Source organism: Lentilactobacillus dabitei (assembly GCF_019061365.1).
In the GTDB taxonomy this organism is placed as follows: domain Bacteria; phylum Bacillota; class Bacilli; order Lactobacillales; family Lactobacillaceae; genus Lentilactobacillus; species Lentilactobacillus dabitei.
Window position 1 is genome coordinate 72,258 of the sequence record NZ_JAHPPD010000001.1, and the last position, 15,191, is coordinate 87,448.

21 protein-coding genes are annotated in these 15,191 nt (G+C 40.8%); 3 read left to right on the forward strand and 18 right to left on the reverse strand.

The genetic code is table 11. The features are described from left to right. Window positions 1-53: 53 nt before the first annotated feature. Window positions 54-326 (reverse strand): GIY-YIG nuclease family protein, encoded by a 273-nt coding sequence (locus KTE19_RS00315; RefSeq protein ID WP_217161347.1) that lies wholly within the window; start codon window positions 324-326, stop codon window positions 54-56. After that, window positions 310-1,062 carry a tRNA1(Val) (adenine(37)-N6)-methyltransferase gene (locus KTE19_RS00320; RefSeq protein ID WP_217161398.1) on the reverse strand — a complete coding sequence of 251 codons (753 nt, stop codon included), beginning with the start codon at window positions 1,060-1,062 and terminating at the stop codon, window positions 310-312. The genes KTE19_RS00315 and KTE19_RS00320 overlap by 17 nt, the downstream gene beginning before the upstream one ends. A gap of 88 nt (window positions 1,063-1,150) precedes the next feature. Here KTE19_RS00320 and KTE19_RS00325 point away from each other — a divergent pair, with 88 nt between their 5' ends. After that, entirely contained in the window at window positions 1,151-1,807 is a 657-nt protein-coding gene (locus KTE19_RS00325) for a lysophospholipid acyltransferase family protein (protein ID WP_217161348.1), read from the forward strand. Between the two features lie 64 nt (window positions 1,808-1,871). On the opposite strand, the gene KTE19_RS00330 is transcribed toward KTE19_RS00325, so the two are convergent. Then, a complete protein-coding gene (locus KTE19_RS00330; protein WP_054746584.1) occupies window positions 1,872-2,096 on the reverse strand; it encodes a YneF family protein in 225 nt (74 codons plus the stop codon). 97 nt (window positions 2,097-2,193) lie between these two features. Beyond that, on the reverse strand, window positions 2,194-2,478 hold the full coding sequence (locus tag KTE19_RS00335) for a DUF896 domain-containing protein (RefSeq protein WP_056982875.1): 285 nt from the start codon (window positions 2,476-2,478) through the stop codon (window positions 2,194-2,196). Between the two features lie 121 nt (window positions 2,479-2,599). Between KTE19_RS00335 and lexA the strand changes: the two genes are divergently transcribed. After that, window positions 2,600-3,229 carry a transcriptional repressor LexA gene (gene lexA, locus KTE19_RS00340; protein WP_054746583.1) on the forward strand — a complete coding sequence of 210 codons (630 nt, stop codon included), beginning with the start codon at window positions 2,600-2,602 and terminating at the stop codon, window positions 3,227-3,229. Window positions 3,230-3,260: 31 nt separating this feature from the next. Here the strand turns inward: lexA and KTE19_RS00345 are convergent, their stop codons facing one another. Beyond that, entirely contained in the window at window positions 3,261-4,442 is a 1,182-nt protein-coding gene (locus KTE19_RS00345; RefSeq protein ID WP_217161349.1) for a hydroxymethylglutaryl-CoA synthase, read from the reverse strand. Between the two features lie 93 nt (window positions 4,443-4,535). After that, window positions 4,536-4,787, reverse strand: a complete 252-nt coding sequence (locus KTE19_RS00350; RefSeq protein ID WP_217341346.1) for a hypothetical protein — start codon at window positions 4,785-4,787, stop codon at window positions 4,536-4,538. Between the two features lie 113 nt (window positions 4,788-4,900). On the opposite strand from KTE19_RS00350, the gene KTE19_RS00355 reads away from it, so the two are divergent. Then, window positions 4,901-5,089 carry a PspC domain-containing protein gene (locus tag KTE19_RS00355; RefSeq protein ID WP_217161350.1) on the forward strand — a complete coding sequence of 63 codons (189 nt, stop codon included), beginning with the start codon at window positions 4,901-4,903 and terminating at the stop codon, window positions 5,087-5,089. On the opposite strand, the gene KTE19_RS00360 is transcribed toward KTE19_RS00355, so the two are convergent. From KTE19_RS00360 to KTE19_RS00415, 12 genes are all read right to left on the reverse strand, one after another. Continuing rightward, entirely contained in the window at window positions 5,090-5,731 is a 642-nt protein-coding gene (locus KTE19_RS00360; protein WP_347339384.1) for a TIGR01906 family membrane protein, read from the reverse strand. A 1-nt stretch (window position 5,732) separates the two neighbouring features. Then, window positions 5,733-6,506 (reverse strand): TIGR01457 family HAD-type hydrolase, encoded by a 774-nt coding sequence (locus KTE19_RS00365; RefSeq protein ID WP_217161352.1) that lies wholly within the window; start codon window positions 6,504-6,506, stop codon window positions 5,733-5,735. 17 nt (window positions 6,507-6,523) lie between these two features. Continuing rightward, entirely contained in the window at window positions 6,524-7,096 is a 573-nt protein-coding gene (locus tag KTE19_RS00370) for a YutD family protein (protein ID WP_054746581.1), read from the reverse strand. A 12-nt stretch (window positions 7,097-7,108) separates the two neighbouring features. Beyond that, window positions 7,109-8,500 carry a bifunctional metallophosphatase/5'-nucleotidase gene (locus KTE19_RS00375; protein WP_217341348.1) on the reverse strand — a complete coding sequence of 464 codons (1,392 nt, stop codon included), beginning with the start codon at window positions 8,498-8,500 and terminating at the stop codon, window positions 7,109-7,111. A 17-nt stretch (window positions 8,501-8,517) separates the two neighbouring features. Then, window positions 8,518-9,126: a metallophosphoesterase gene (locus KTE19_RS00380; protein WP_217341349.1), complete on the reverse strand. Its 609-nt coding sequence runs from the start codon at window positions 9,124-9,126 to the stop codon at window positions 8,518-8,520. 74 nt (window positions 9,127-9,200) lie between these two features. Continuing rightward, on the reverse strand, window positions 9,201-10,574 hold the full coding sequence (locus KTE19_RS00385) for an amino acid permease (protein WP_217161355.1): 1,374 nt from the start codon (window positions 10,572-10,574) through the stop codon (window positions 9,201-9,203). Between the two features lie 84 nt (window positions 10,575-10,658). Next, window positions 10,659-11,858: an acetate/propionate family kinase gene (locus KTE19_RS00390; RefSeq protein WP_217161356.1), complete on the reverse strand. Its 1,200-nt coding sequence runs from the start codon at window positions 11,856-11,858 to the stop codon at window positions 10,659-10,661. 26 nt (window positions 11,859-11,884) lie between these two features. Further along, complete coding sequence (locus tag KTE19_RS00395; RefSeq protein ID WP_347339385.1) at window positions 11,885-12,919, reverse strand: class I SAM-dependent methyltransferase; 1,035 nt, start codon at window positions 12,917-12,919, stop codon at window positions 11,885-11,887. A 299-nt stretch (window positions 12,920-13,218) separates the two neighbouring features. Then, window positions 13,219-13,656 (reverse strand): competence type IV pilus minor pilin ComGF, encoded by a 438-nt coding sequence (locus tag KTE19_RS00400; protein ID WP_217341350.1) that lies wholly within the window; start codon window positions 13,654-13,656, stop codon window positions 13,219-13,221. A gap of 140 nt (window positions 13,657-13,796) precedes the next feature. Continuing rightward, the gene (locus KTE19_RS00405; RefSeq protein WP_217341351.1) at window positions 13,797-14,234 is read right to left on the reverse strand and encodes a hypothetical protein; all 438 of its coding nucleotides are present in this window, start codon (window positions 14,232-14,234) and stop codon (window positions 13,797-13,799) included. Beyond that, window positions 14,218-14,532 carry a competence type IV pilus major pilin ComGC gene (gene comGC / locus KTE19_RS00410; RefSeq protein ID WP_217161359.1) on the reverse strand — a complete coding sequence of 105 codons (315 nt, stop codon included), beginning with the start codon at window positions 14,530-14,532 and terminating at the stop codon, window positions 14,218-14,220. Before comGC ends, KTE19_RS00405 begins: the two co-directional genes overlap by 17 nt. Window position 14,533: 1 nt before the next feature. Beyond that, the gene (locus KTE19_RS00415) at window positions 14,534-15,082 is read right to left on the reverse strand and encodes a type II secretion system F family protein (RefSeq protein ID WP_217341352.1); all 549 of its coding nucleotides are present in this window, start codon (window positions 15,080-15,082) and stop codon (window positions 14,534-14,536) included. Window positions 15,083-15,191: the final 109 nt, after the last annotated feature.

Consider the following 15,191-nt stretch of genomic DNA (forward strand, 5'->3'; position numbering starts at 1 on the left):
CATTATACCACCCAGCCGAACAATTATCACCGCCAGAGCCGACACAAAGGGCTTTAACGTGCCTGAACACCATGGGATGTCAAGTAATCAATCTTTCGCTTTCTCGTTAAGTGTTTAAATTGATACTCGGCGCTAAGAGCGTCATGCTCATTTTGAAAAGCTTTTGTAAACAAGATCTTTTCAGGAAAATGAGAACGAGTGTACTTTGCGCCTTTACCAGCTTGATGCTGTTTGAATCGGCGTTGAACATCGGTACTAAACCCCGTATACAAGCTTCCATCGCTGCATAATAATACATACATATAAAAACTATTTGTTTGTTCCATAAAGCATCTTCTTTACTTGAGGTGTGTAGGCATCCCCATCATAAGTAATCACATCAGGCTTAATCTTTAAGCCATTTGGTTTGCCATCCTTAATTGCCTCAACCAAAACCATGTTGGCATCACTCCCATTTCTGGGCCTAACAAGTTGAACCACTTTAGGCTCTAATCGATTTGAACGAAGGCTGAAAAACAGATCAGTTAACCGATCGGGTCGGTATACCATAAAAAGCTTGGCATTCATCTTAAGCAAGCCGGCCGCAACCGCCACAATCTGATCCAAAGTTATGGTCAGTTCATGGCGAGCAATCGCAAGATACGTGTTTGGGTTCTTTTCACTGGTATCATAATTAACAAAATAAGGCGGGTTACAAACCACAACATCTACAGAATCCTTTTTGACATAGTTCGTGGCATTCCTCAAATCATCGTTGACAACAGTAATCTTCCCTTCAAGATCATTGAGTAAAACACTCCGTTTAGCCATATCTGCCAATCGCTGCTGGATTTCAATCATCGTGATGTGAGCAGTTGTCGCTTCACTCAAAAAAAGGCCAACTGCCCCATTGCCGGCACAAAGATCCACCACCTCTTTGATCCTTTTGCCGCTCACTTTTGCAAAGTCCGCCAGCAACACCGCGTCAAGAGAAAAGGAAAAGACTTCTGGGCTTTGAATAATCGAAATGTCCTTGCTGTATAAGCGATCAATCCGCTCGTCAGCTCGTAATTTAACCTGCATCATTATTATTCCTTCACATTTTAGTTTGCCAAACACTTCTAGTTTACGTTAATATTATTCTATCAGATTATGAAAGAAGGAAATGGAATTGTTTTATTCATTTGCCAGAATAATTGTTCGTTTCCTGGTATTTTTGATTAATGGAAATGCTCATTATTTACACACGGAGCGATTACCAAAGGGAAACTTTATCTTGGTGGGACCCCATCGGACTTGGTTTGATCCAATCTATTTTGCCTTGGCTGCCAGCCCTAAAAAGTTTACTTTTATGGCGAAAAAAGAACTATTTAAAAATCCAATTTTGAAGTTTATTTTAGTTCACGCAAATGCATTTGCAGTGGACCGGGATAATCCTGGACCGTCAGCTATCAAAACCCCCGTTAAAAGACTACGCAAGACTGATTTATCACTGATTTTATTTCCATCAGGAACCCGTCATTCAGAGCAACTTAAGGGCGGAGCAGCATTAATTGCGAAATTAGCCAACGTTCCCCTCGTTCCGGTTATTTATCAGGGACCGTTGACTTTTAAACGGTTGTTCGCCCGGAAACCTGTAAAAATTGCGTTTGGGGAGCCAATTTATTTGGATCGAAAAGCCAAGCTTGATGATGAAGCCCAAAAGCAAGTTGAGCAACAGATGCAAAGCGCCTTTGATGCCCTTGACTATGCGGTCGATCCGGCGTTCAAGTATGTCGACGTCTCAAAAAAAGTGAAGGAAATTGACAGTAAGAAATCAAGCGAATAGTGCCTATCAAAAAAGTCCTGACATCTAATTCTTGTCAGGGCTTAGTTTTTACACAGACAAACCACTACTTCTTGCTGGTTTGATTCTGCATTGAGTGCATCATTTGATTCAATTTCTTCTGTGAAGGTTTTTGACCCATTTGCAGCATCATTTGTCGCAATTGATCTTCGTTAAATGGTGGATTTTCTTTGAGGTACTTTTCCATATATCTTCGAGCACCGTAAAAACCACCAACTAAACCTAAGATCAAAGCCAACACAACGATCAATATCCAAATCCAAGTTGCCAAGACAAGGCCTCCTTTATAATCTCATTTAATAATTCTACACAATAATCAACAACAATTAAAGACCTAATCCACAAAATGGCCATTTAGTTGATCGTAACTAGTCGTCTCGAAGATTCTTATCCTTTTGGATCTTTCGAACTTTCTTTGAGGTGACCTCTTTGCCATCTTTATCGTAAATCTTCATCATTTCAATCTGCTTCTTAAAATTATCTCTAAAACGGGCAACATATTTTTTTCGAAGCTCGGCCTGCTCAACTTTTTCCAATTCAGTTAAGCCTTCCTTTTTAGCCTTATGAGCCAGTTCATTGATTCGTGGAATAATTTCTTTTAAAACGCTGTCACCGATTTTAGATTGCAATTTTTTCTTTTCGTCTTCGTTCATAAACATTCCTCCAATTTTAGATTATACCGTTTTTTATTAAAATATGCGAACGTGTGTTTGAAAAATTCATAGGGTTATGATACGATTAAACCAATAATTAAAGAACCTACGAGGTGTCAATATGACTAAGAATCCCGAAAGTAAACAATACCAAATTTTACACTATATCTGGGAAAAAGTTAACGAAAAAGGTTATCCGCCCACGGTTCGGGAAATCGGTGAAGCTGTCCATCTATCGTCAACATCTACTGTCCACGGTCACATCTCCCGACTTGAACGCAAAGGCTACATCGTTAAAGATCCTTCAAAGCCCAGGGCGTTGGAAGTAACAACTGCCGGTCTCGATACTCTGGGCATTGCCCCAGAACAAAAGCAAATCCCAGTTTTAGGAACCGTCACTGCCGGTGAACCCATTTTAGCTGTTCAGGAAGCAACGGATTATTTCCCGTTACCCCCTGCACTTGCCCACAGTGATCAGCCCCTCTTTATGTTACAAATTCGTGGTGAATCCATGATTAACGCTGGGATCCTTAATGGCGATTACGTGGTTGTCCGCAAACAATCGTCCGCGGACAACGGTGATATCGTCATTGCCATGACGGATGAGAATGAAGCGACTTGTAAACGATTCTTTAAAGAAAGCGATCACTACCGTCTGCAACCGGAAAATGACACAATGGCACCAATTATTTTAACGAAGGTCACAATTTTGGGGAAAGTTGTGAGTCTTTATCGCAGTGATATCTCATAAAACTAATAACCACTTATTGGTCGGGACAAAGCTAAGCGTTTTGTCCCGACTTTTTTGTATCCATGTATTCCAGTTGGTCGTTGTGCCTACCACGAAGCACGAATCGACTTTGATCAGAAGCAATATCAAAAGTCATTTCGCCAGCAGACAGCGGCAGCCCCGATTGATACATTTTTTCGTACTCCGGAATTGACAACTTGACCCGATTTTCCAACAATCGATCCACCTGCTGCTTAAGTTTAGTCCGATCAAATGACTCGGCAATTGTGCCACTGTAAAACTCGCCCTGAGCACCCGAACCATAACTGAATAGTCCAATTCGATCCTGAGAATGCAAATTATCTGAATTGGCAAGCAGGGAGATCAGGCTGAGATAAAGAGAACCAGTGTACAAATTGCCAACTTCCGCATTATATTGGGTTGAAAAATCAAATTCGTGTAATAATTGGTCCGCATTGTCCGTGTCGGCAACAACTGACTTCAATGCCTTTAACCCCATTTTTGTAAACGGCAAGTGAAAGGCCATGGCAGCAAAGTCAGCTAATGTTCGCTTCGTCTGGTGACGATATTGGTTCCAAGTTTCATTAAAGAAATCAATGTAAATATCAGTTGAGTAATGACCATCTACCACGGCCTCTTGCCGGTATAACGGCCGCCAGAAATCCATAATGTTGTCAGAATGAAAAGCACTTTGCCCATCTAAAGCTAAAATGTGTGGGTCTTGGGTAATCAACATGGCAACGGCCCCACCGCCTTGAGTGACCTCTCCTGCGGTCTCTAAGCCATACTTGGCAATGTCTGACGCAATAACTAACACCTTACTATTTAGATGCAGGGAGACGTGATCAATGGCCATCTGGACCCCGGCAGTTGCGCCATAACAGGCCTGTTTAATTTCAAACGCCCTGGCTCGTTTTGAGATGCTTAGTAAATCCTGCAGGTAAATCGCGGCAGCTTTGGAATTGTCGACGCCCGTTTCAGTCCCAAAGATCACCATATCAATTTGTGCTTTATCGGCAGCCGTTAAAATTTCGGCAGCCGCATTAGCACCCATCGTCACCGTGTCTTGCGTTTGTGGGATCACTGATTGCCTTCTTTGACCAATGCCAATCAAATATTTATTAGGATCCACGTTGCGAGCATTCGCCAGGTCTGTCATGTCAATATAATATGGAGAGGTGAAGAAGCCAATTTTATCAATTCCAACCGTCATAATCGTTCTCCTTTTAAGAAAGAATGAGACCCAGACATCACGGATTAGCGTTCATATCTTAGCCCCATTATGTATAACATATTAATTTTAAAATCATTTACTCACAAAATGAATCTTATAAGTGTCATGACCGTTCATTGACTCAATTTCCAGTCCCTCATGGAGATCACCTGCATAAACAAAGCCTTCGTGCTGATGACCAGTTGAGACAAACGTCCATTGAACAACTTGATTACCACTGAGTGCGGAGCCAAAGACCCGGACGCCAGTAAATGTTCCGGTGGTATTATCAGAAAGAATAACTTCTTGATTTCCTAAATTTCCATTTACGTTTATAGTTAACATACAATTCTCCTAGCATTTCGTTTGTACAACTTCATAATATATCATAATTGAAATTCAAAAGCGAATCAGGTATGGTGATCTTAGAACCACAATCAACCAAAGGAGTGATTTTTATGAAGATCAATATTCCTAGATCAAAAACGGACAGAATCATTGGTGGCGTCATTGGCGGCTTAAGTGAACATTACAATTGGAACACAACTCTAGCGCGGGTGCTATTTGTCCTTTTTAGCTTAATCCCATTGGTTCCCGGAATCATTATCTACTTTGTTCTTTGGATCTTAATGGCCGACCCCGATTAGTTAATCATTTTGCAATTTTTTAAGTGATCGGTGACCCAGCCAGTAAATAATCGCCAAAGTCCCGAAGAAAATCACAAAAAACAAGATAAAACATTCTAAAAAGAACGTATCTGGAAGCATGTTAATAACCGGATCCGTTCGAGGATCAAACAGCCAATCGTTATTTCGAAATAAAAGTTCATGAAAATAAATAAAAATTTGGTCAAAATTAATCAACATCATCACAATAATCATTAGCGAGAATGTGATTACAACCTTAATTGGGGTAATCAACAGCCACGTTAATGATTTTTTGTTTAACCTCGTTAATACATAACCGCTAATCGGGACTAGCAACAGGCCGACTAAATTATTAAATAGAATAAGGTGTCGGACATCGCTAAAATGCTGGATCCCCTTTTGAGAGCTAAAAAAGTAATAAAAGTGAAGTGACTTAATCCACGGAAGCTGCAGATACTGAATAATTTGCAGGTAGTCCCGCCTCAGCTGATGTGGTTCGAGTCCTGTAGCTGTTGTTAAGTGGAGCAACGGGATGTTAATTGAAAACATCCAAATACTATTCACAGTTAAGAAAATAGCGAGTGATAAGCAAGCTAGAATGATGAGAACCGATATGCCAATTTGTTTGACCGTAAATTTCACATTAAAGCCGCCATTCATCTAAACTATTAATTTGGTAAGTTGGTTGTGCTTCCTGTTTAGCAACCTGATCAGGCGTTGACAAGCCCGTATAGACAAGCATAGTGTCCACTCCGGCATTGATTCCGGCCATGATATCGGTATTGTAATTGTCACCCACCATGACAACGTCATCCTTTTCCAAGCCAATCTTTTTAGCAGCACTATCAATAATTCTGGCCTTGGGCTTTCCAATCATAATTGGCGCTTGTTGAGTGGCATAACGGACAAAATCAACGACTGCCCCGGCGCCGGGCATCATGCCCCGTTCCTTTGGAATATTCGTATCTGGATTTGTCCCAATGAATGTAGACCCACTGCGAATTGCCAAAACTGCCTGGGCAAGTTTTTCATAGGTTAGATCCGAATCCAAGCCAACCACGACATAATCAGGTTGATCGGCATCTAATTGATAACCATTTGCCAGAATAACCTGCTTTAAGCCCATTTCCCCAACGATATAAACCGTTGGTCGATCCTTTTGTTTGTTTTCATTCATAAAATCAACAGTTGCCATGCCTGATGTATAAACATTTTCAGGTTTGACAAAAATATCGTGATTTTCAGCCAAATTTTTAACCACATCCCGTGGCAATTGGGTAGAATTGTTGGTCACAAATAAAAATGGGATTTGTTTCTGTTGCAATCTTTCGATAAATCGCTTAGCTGCGGGTATTCGTTTCTTGCCTGCATAAACGGTCCCATCGAGGTCGATAAAATAGCCCTTATACTGTTTCATTGACGCCATCCCTTCAGTTAATTTTTACTTTCACGAATAATGAAGTGGTGTTTGTTTGACTTTTCTTCAGCCTTGACGACCATATCCTTGTGTTTTCGACTCGGCTTTTTCTTGGTCGTCACCTTCTGTTCAACGAAGGCATGATTTCGACGGGGACGATGACTGTTGTGATTGCGATTCTTGTTTGAACGATGTCGATTTCGCGTATTGTGTGATTTTCGAACAATCGGTCGGGCTTCCAAATTATGAATTACAAAATAAGGCGCCCCAAAATTAACAAATTCAAGAATATAGTCGTTCAATGCTGACACAAATGGACCAGTTTGAACCGCGCGGTCATCATTATAAAAGCCCCGAAGCCGCAGTTTCCCGTATCCCCAATCACCAACAATATAATCGAACTGACTGAAAGCGGGATGATATCGACGGACAAACTCGTCAAAATCAAATCCATGGGCGTGGTCTTCAACCAATTCATATTTATGATCATTGATTAAAAATTCGGTTTCAGTTGTTCGCGTAATTCGTGCCAGTGGTCGGCGCTTTTCAGCTTGTTGCTCGACGAGTTCGTCTAATTGCTTTCGATCCAAAGTATCCCTCCTCTAGCCATTTAGTGGATAGTGCTTGGCAAGATAGTCACCAAAAACATCACGTAAGTTCTGATCATACAAAATCTCATTTTTCCCGATTATATCAATTGTTGGAAAAAATGGAATAAACAAATAATGGTCGGGCATGGCCACCTGATAAGTCTTAATCGGTGACACTAACTCTTCTCTAAAGAATAGTTGACCAGCGTCTTTATCGTACCGTAATCCATTATAATGCAATTCGCCAAAGTATTTACCCCGGAAACCCATGCCTTTTTGTGGGAATTTGATCAAAAAGTTATGATTACGTTCCATTTCTTTGATTAATCGCCACAAATTGTAGCCATCTAAAGTAACTCGCATGACGTGCATTGCATGAGGCAACATCTGATGAAGCTGATTTCGGTCAATAATGCCGGTCGGCAGATTTCTTAAAAATAATCCTGAATTGAGAATGCCAGCCTGAGTTTCAGCCTTTTCCATAATTGAATGCAATCCTTCATCAACTAACCTTGAATGGCCAACTAAATTAGTTGTCATTGGCGTCTTAATTCGTGCAAGCTTGTTTCTTGCTAACAGTGCTTCACCATGTTGTTGGTACTCAGTGATTTCACTGTCATCTTTAGGATCTACAGGTAAAGTCTCCGTTTTGGTAACGACTGCATGATCTTCAAGAATTTTGTGATGTTTATCGACCTTGATTGTAATCTCACCGATATAGTGGCCCCACTTTTCAGCAGCGGCCAACAAGGATGTATTAATCCGCTCACCCTTGACCAGCAAATGATGAGTGTGAGATCCAATGATGACATCAAGCTCAGGAAACTTCCGGGCCAACCGTCGATCTACATCGTAGCCTAAGTGAGATAACAGAACGGCGATGTCGTATTGACCTTTGTTTTGCTTTAAAAGTCTTGGTATCACGGCATCCGGTGAAATTGGGTCCCATCCCAAGATTGGGTAAGTTAACAAGTATGGTGCTGTCAGACCAAGGATCAAAACTCGGGTCTTTTCAGGGGTTGTCACAATCTTAAATGGTTTTGCCCAGTGAGGGATCTGCTTGGTCTTATCATCTAAAATATTCGCTAACACCACATCAAAATTTGCATCGGTGTATAACTCATTTAGTTGCTCGTGACTGTTAGTTAAGCCTTCATTATTACCGATTGTCACCGCATCATAGTGGATCTGATTAAGTAGCTCAACATTCGCCTTGCCATTGGTCACTTCCGTCAATGGGTGCGCCCGGTCAACTGCATCCCCCAGATCCACTGTGATCACTGAAGAATTCTTTTGCTGATTCAAAAGCTCCCGGCGACTAATAATAAAGCGCCGAATGCGCGGCCAATTTTCAAAATGTGAATGGATGTCATTTGTGTGTAAAATCGTAATTTTTTCAGTCATCCAATAACCACCTATAATTACTGTCTTTTTGCAAAATCAATTGCCTTTTGTTCGACCATCTTTTCAATTTCTGCCTGAGAAAATGGGGTCCCAAAAGGTGGTCTCCGAGTTAAATAGTCTGTTTCGGGCGTATCCACCCCAACGTTAATGTTTTCTTTTATCGGGACTGCATAATGGTGAATATGTCCGTGCAAATTGATGATTTGCTTCACAATCCCCAACATCATCGGGTAATGGGTCATGTAATATTGACGGTGATTCATTTTGATTAAGACGCCAACATCATGAAATTCAAACTTGTTATGATTACCAACTGGATGATTGTGTTGCTGGAGATATTTAAATAAGGCACGAGAATCATGATTGCCTTTAATAAGCACAAGTCGACCATTGAGCTGGTTAAGCACCTCAAAAATCTTTTCCAAGGCTACTTTCTCAGGGCGCGTATGCAAGATGGCAATGTCGCCCAAGTGGTAAACAATATCGTCGGGGCCCACCCGCTTATTCCAATTATTGATGATCGTTTCATTCATATCTTCAACAGTCAAAAAGGGTCGCGGAGCAAACTCGCTCAGTCCCAACAATCGTTCATGAAAGAAATGAGTGTCAGCTGTAAAATATTGCATGAAAAAACTTCTTTCAATTAGATTAATTATACTGTTAATGATACCACCCGAGCAAAATGAAGTAATTAAAAAGTTTAGCTTTCCTTTGCTCGATCTGATACTGCCTTTACAACAAACAACGCCCCCAGCCAAATAACCGACCCAATGAGGGCAATTAGGGTGTCTGTCTTGAGGAGTAGCACAAAGCCAACAAAGATCAAGAATGCCAATACGAAGTAATCGGAAATCGGAAAAAGTGGCATTTTAAACTTCAATTCGGAATGCTTGCCACTGCGTTTCACTTCGTCCCGATACTTAATGTGGGCAACAACAATCATTCCCCAAACAAATAAGAAACAAGTTGTGGCAACACTTGAAATGAAGCTGAACACATTTCCTGGCATCATAATACTTAACAAAACAATGACGGCAATCACAGCAGTGGAAAACAGGATGGCGTTAAATGGAATTTGCCTTCTCGATAATTTTCCAACCCGCTGACTAAATTTTGATTTCCCGCCATAAGTTAAGGAAAATAACATTCGCCCAGTTGTAAATAATGAACTATTGCAAGCCGAAATTGCCGCTGTCAGGACCACAAAGTTAATGATAACCGCTGCGGATTTGATTCCAACGCCTGCAAACACCTGCACAAATGGGCTCGAGACAGGTGAAACATGTTGCCAAGGGAAGATACTCATCAGTGCCAGCAAAGATCCAATATAGAACAATAACACTCGGGTAGGCACTTCGTTGATACTTTTAGGAATCGTGACAGTTGGGTCCTGAGTCTCAGAAGCGGTCATGCCAATCATTTCAATCCCAGCAAAACTAAATAACACCATTTGAAATGATAACACGAAGCCTTTAATTCCTTTGGCAAAAATCCCGCCGTCGACAACATTGCTCAGAGAAGCGTGACCATATGGTGTCTTAAAATGAACGGCAACCAGAATAATGCCAACCAAAATCAAGGCCACAATTGCCACAATTTTAACAATCGCCAGCCAGAATTCGGTCTCGCCAAATGCAGAAACGGCAATAATGTTAATGATAAATAAAATTGTCAGCAACACTAATCCCGTCAGCCAAACTGGTATTTTTGGAAACCAGAATTGAACATAAAGCCCCGAGGCAGTCACCTCGGCCATTGCAATGGAAATCCAGCACATCCAATATGTCCAGCCAATTGCAAAACCAATTTTATCACCGAGGTACTTCTCAATAAAAAATACGAACGAGTTGCTGCTTAAGTCAGACAGTAGCAGTTCACCCAGCGCTCTCATTAGCAGAAAGCATGCCAACCCGGCAATCATATATGCCAGCATAATTGCCGGTCCAGCCAAATGAATAGATTGACCGGCACCTAAGAATAGTCCAGTTCCAATCGTCCCGCCCAGCGCAATTAACTGCACGTGTCGATTTTTGAGCCCCCGAGATAATTGTTGATCATTCTGCTGATCGGTCAATGAGTTGCCTCCTTTTTAAAAGAAAAGCCGTGATGCAATATCACGGCCAAATACTTTTTAAACCTTTTTAAATCCGTTACTGATCTATTTTTGAGCGTGACGTAATCGTTCGATATCTCGGACGATCATCAATTCTTCATCAGTTGGAATCAATAAAGTTTTAACCTTTGAGCCTTCTGCTGAAAGATCGCGTTCAACGCCACGAATATCATTCTTTTTTGGATCAACTTTAATGCCAAAGTAATCCAATTTGTCAGCAACTTCTTGGCGAATCATAATATCATTTTCACCAATTCCGGCTGTAAAGACCAGTGCATCAATTCCATCCATTTCAGCAATGTAGCTACCGATGTAACGAATGATTCGATTCTTGAAGATTTCACGAGCCAACATTGCCCGATGGTTTGTATGCATGACACCTTCAATTTCACGCATATCTGCAGAAACGCCAGAAACACCGACCAAGCCAGATTTATGGTTCAAAATATCAACCATTTCGTCCATGTCCTTGATACCAGCCTTATCCATCACATACTGAAGTGCTGATGGATCAACGTCTCCTGAACGAGTTGCCATTGTAATCCCAGCAACGGGTGAGAAGCCCATTGAGGTGTCGAATGACTTACCGTCTTTAATCGCATCAATTGAGGCGCCGGCACCTAAATGAAGGATAACCAGCTTAAGGTCTTCAAGTGGTTTATTCAACATTTTGGCTGCTCGTTGAGAAACATAACGATAACTGGTACCATGAGCGCCATATTTACGTACTTGGAACTTTTGGTAATATTCATAAGGCAAACTGTACATGTAGTTAACTTCCGGCAGTGTCGTATGGAATGACGTATCAAATACGGCAACACTAATGACGTTGGGCAAAATCTTCTTGAAAGCTTTAATCCCAAGCAAATTAGCAGGTTCATGTAACGGGGCGAAGTCGGTCAGTGATTCGATTTTCTTCATTACATCGTCATCAATCACAACTGAATCAGGGAATAATTCACCACCAGCAACAATTCGATGACCAACTCCGGTAATTTCGTTATAATCCTTAATAATCTTCAAACTTAGTAATTTGTCTAAGACAAGTTGAATGGCCTCTTCATGGTTCGCAATGTCTTCAGTGTCTTTAAACTTTTTACCATCACCATATTTAATTGATACTTCTGATGAGCCAAGGCCAATTCGGTCAATGGCACCACTTGATAAAACTTTTTCTTCGGGCATTTGGAATAACTTGTACTTAAGTGTTGAACTACCAGCGTTAATTGCGATTGATTTTCCCATAACGATAAATTTGCTCCTCTAATATTTTATTTAAGATCTTTTTCTTCCCAAGCATCAATTTCAGTTAGAAATTTAGCGAATGCTTGTTGGTCCTTGAATGACGGGAATTCTCCAAGCATAACCGGATCAGCTTGCTTAGCCTTTTCACCCGTGTTCTGTAAAATCAAGATTGCCTTTTGAGCGGCTGCATTCTGGAACAACTCACCCGGCAAGTTAAGTAGGCCTTGTAAATAAATCTTGCCCTGCATCCATTTTAGCAGTTGCTTGGCTTCATCCGTCTGGAAAAGTTGACTGGGAACCAAAAAGAACCCGAAGCCACCTTTTTTGACATGGTTCATTGCAAACTCAATCAATAAATGGTGAACGTATGAATGACCATTTTCAGAGTGAGTGGCAAATCCCTTGGCATTCTTATCAATTGGGTAATAACCAATTGGCAGGTCGCTAACGGCAACGTCAACCATTGGGGCCAAGACGTTTTGAACGGCATCTTCATGAAATAATTCGGCATGAATATGCTGAAGTTCAAACGAATCGGCGGCAAGTTCAAACATGGCATCATCATTTTCGATTCCGGAAACCGTTGGCGTTAATGACAATGTATTGCTTAACTGGTTATTTAAAGCTGTCAGTAAATTTCCAGTCCCCATTGCGGGATCAAGCAAGCTGATCGATTCAGTACCCCGGAATATTCCGGAAATGATATAGCCGATCACGTTAGCAATCGTATCAGGTGTTATTTGGTAATTGGCCTGAACATTATCAACCCGAATTGCTTTTAAAATAGCCATTTGAAGACCTTTGCGAAGGGTTTCAGAATCATATTCGCTTCGCTTAAATTCCGAACAAATATTGATTAACTTCTTTGCGTCGGCATCATTTAGCCCTGATTCCTCAGTATCCGGATCCTGAATCACGGCCAATGTTTCGATGAGTGAATCCAAATAGGATTGATCCGTAGCTTTTTGAATCAGCTCGCTGGCTCGGTTCAAAATGTCAAAGAAACGTTCAATTTGTCCTTCTGTCAGAATGCTCAACTCCTTTTCACAATACTTGAACACTATTAAATACTACCAGAAAAGGCTTTAACAATTCAAGTAAGTTTACAAAAACACAAGGGTTGAAGTCAATAATCTTTCAATTTGTAAATAGATGAGGTCAATCACGTTCTGCCTGGTGACTTTTTACTGGCGGTTTGAGGTGCGACTGGTGATTGACCATTCGTTTATTTCGATAACTTTGCGTGATTTCATAAATCGTTGATATTTCTTTATTATAAGACACACATTGAAAAATTAAACATGTGAGTAGAATACCTGTAAAAATGATTGCAACAACCGTCAATGATCCCTGACGGCCTTTATTTTTCGCTGAGTTTTGAATATGCATAACATGTTTGGTCGTTCGAAAAAGTAACGACTGTTTTAAGACACCCCCGATCACGTGACCACTTCACATCCTTAACAGCTGTTAATGCACGGATATGTCCCATTTTGACACCGGTTATTCTAATCATGTTATCGTAAAGCTGCATGTGATATTTTTTCTTAGTGACCGGGCTATACATTCTGACATCTTTTGATCGCACGTTTTGCAATTCAAACTTAAACCGCTCAGATTCAAGGATTTGGATATATGAATAGAAATCAACCTGATGCCGGTTGCGGGTTTGACCAACATATTTAATCATAACCACAACTGTCCAAACCGCGCAGATGCAGATCATTAAGCTCACTAAGCTTTCAATTAACAAATAGCCCTTCCGTTTCTTCCCCTTAATGATGAATTGTCCTCTCATAATTCTTCCGTTCTACAACCATAACTTGCTGAGAATGATCAATATTTCGATTCATTTGCGTTGTGACGTGAATATAAAACAGGCTGAAAACCGAAATAATTGTTAACCCAATCAATGAATCGATGGCAGTAAAACCATTTCTAGTATATTGTTCTAAGACGATAACCACTCCATCCTAATTGAATTCGCTGTTGATATTTTTCCTGACCATCCGTGGTGTACCAATGAATCGTTCGAGGGCTTTCAAAACCGTCATCCGCCACAGAAAATTGAACATGCTGCTTGAGTTTTAATGTACCAGGATAATTGATGATTTTGCGTTTGATTCGCCGATCACCTGGCATAAAGACCATCCGATCACGATTGAAATCAATTCGATAACCGGTATGATAAATCTGAGATTTAATGTTCATTTCATTCCAAGAATCTTCAACCGCTTCCCGAAGGATATTCTCCGCCGGATTGCCAACTTTAATCAGTTTTGTCAGCGCTAAATCTAGGAACAAAACAGCCACGATGATGCCCATATAGACGATCAACTCAATCATCGTAAACGCCGATTTATTTTGTGACTTCATTGTTTGCAATCTTCAACCCTTCATCTTTAGCCTCTTTCACTTGTTTCTTGGTGAGATAGCCCTCTCGATTTAATTCAGTAAAGCCAACCGATTTAACGGTCGGATGCTGGCTGGTATAGGCATCTATCTGAGCCTGGACCACGGAACTCATGGCGGAGGTGTGCACGGATTGCGCGTGTTTTCTCTGGTTGGTTAGGTTGGGAATAATAATCAAAATCAAGAGGGAAATAATGAACAACACGATCGTCATTTCAATTAGGGTAAAACCCGCTTTGGCTTTCTTTAAAGTTTTTTTCATGTTAATACATTCCTTTCACTGAACTGTATATTGGAACTAGCAGTTGGAAGTAAGTCGATACAATTGTGATGCCAATGATCATAAACATTGCCGGTTGAATGAAGCCAATCATTTTGTTGGTCGTCATAATCATTTCGTCAAACATTAATTTTGAGTACGCGGTCATTGAATTTGCCATTTCAGCAATCGTATTTCCAGAACTCATAAACTTCAGGATCTCTTTGGGGATGAATTGATGCTGATTGACAAGTTGCTGGATTGATCGGCCGCCAACAATTGCTTCATTCAACTGCTGACCAAGTTCATACAATAACGAATGCGGATCAAACTCATTTAATGTGTGGTAAATTTCCTGCACACTTAACCCGTTCTTAAGTAAGGTTGCCAAATTGCTGGCCAAATAATAAGCAATGTATCGGCGACAAAGCGGCCCGACAAGTGGCAACTTGACGAGTACCTGAGCCCGTTTAATGGCATTTTGTCGCCGCAAATGCAGCCAGAAAAGAATACTGCCCGCAACTACTATGATGCCGATGTATTTAATGATCATCGTTGTCGGGTTCTTGGTTTGACCGACGTTAAGAAGCTGTCCAAGATCTATGATTTTTGATATACTTCTATGTAAAAAGCGAGTTTAAGCTATGAAAAATTATCCCAGC

Coding starts and splice junctions, on each gene's coding strand:
- KTE19_RS00315 (WP_217161347.1), bottom strand. CDS start 326: ATGGAACAAACAAATAGTTTTTATATGTATGTATTATTATGCAGCGAT.
- KTE19_RS00320 (WP_217161398.1), bottom strand. CDS start 1,062: ATGCAGGTTAAATTACGAGCTGACGAGCGGATTGATCGCTTATACAGC.
- KTE19_RS00335 (WP_056982875.1), bottom strand. CDS start 2,478: ATGAACGAAGACGAAAAGAAAAAATTGCAATCTAAAATCGGTGACAGC.
- lexA (WP_054746583.1), top strand. CDS start 2,600: ATGACTAAGAATCCCGAAAGTAAACAATACCAAATTTTACACTATATC.
- KTE19_RS00345 (WP_217161349.1), bottom strand. CDS start 4,442: ATGACGGTTGGAATTGATAAAATTGGCTTCTTCACCTCTCCATATTAT.
- KTE19_RS00350 (WP_217341346.1), bottom strand. CDS start 4,787: ATGTTAACTATAAACGTAAATGGAAATTTAGGAAATCAAGAAGTTATT.
- KTE19_RS00355 (WP_217161350.1), top strand. CDS start 4,901: ATGAAGATCAATATTCCTAGATCAAAAACGGACAGAATCATTGGTGGC.
- KTE19_RS00365 (WP_217161352.1), bottom strand. CDS start 6,506: ATGAAACAGTATAAGGGCTATTTTATCGACCTCGATGGGACCGTTTAT.
- KTE19_RS00375 (WP_217341348.1), bottom strand. CDS start 8,500: ATGACTGAAAAAATTACGATTTTACACACAAATGACATCCATTCACAT.
- KTE19_RS00380 (WP_217341349.1), bottom strand. CDS start 9,126: ATGCAATATTTTACAGCTGACACTCATTTCTTTCATGAACGATTGTTG.
- KTE19_RS00390 (WP_217161356.1), bottom strand. CDS start 11,858: ATGGGAAAATCAATCGCAATTAACGCTGGTAGTTCAACACTTAAGTAC.
- KTE19_RS00400 (WP_217341350.1), bottom strand. CDS start 13,656: ATGAGAGGACAATTCATCATTAAGGGGAAGAAACGGAAGGGCTATTTG.
- KTE19_RS00405 (WP_217341351.1), bottom strand. CDS start 14,234: ATGAAGTCACAAAATAAATCGGCGTTTACGATGATTGAGTTGATCGTC.
- comGC (WP_217161359.1), bottom strand. CDS start 14,532: ATGAAAAAAACTTTAAAGAAAGCCAAAGCGGGTTTTACCCTAATTGAA.
- KTE19_RS00415 (WP_217341352.1), bottom strand. CDS start 15,082: ATGATCATTAAATACATCGGCATCATAGTAGTTGCGGGCAGTATTCTT.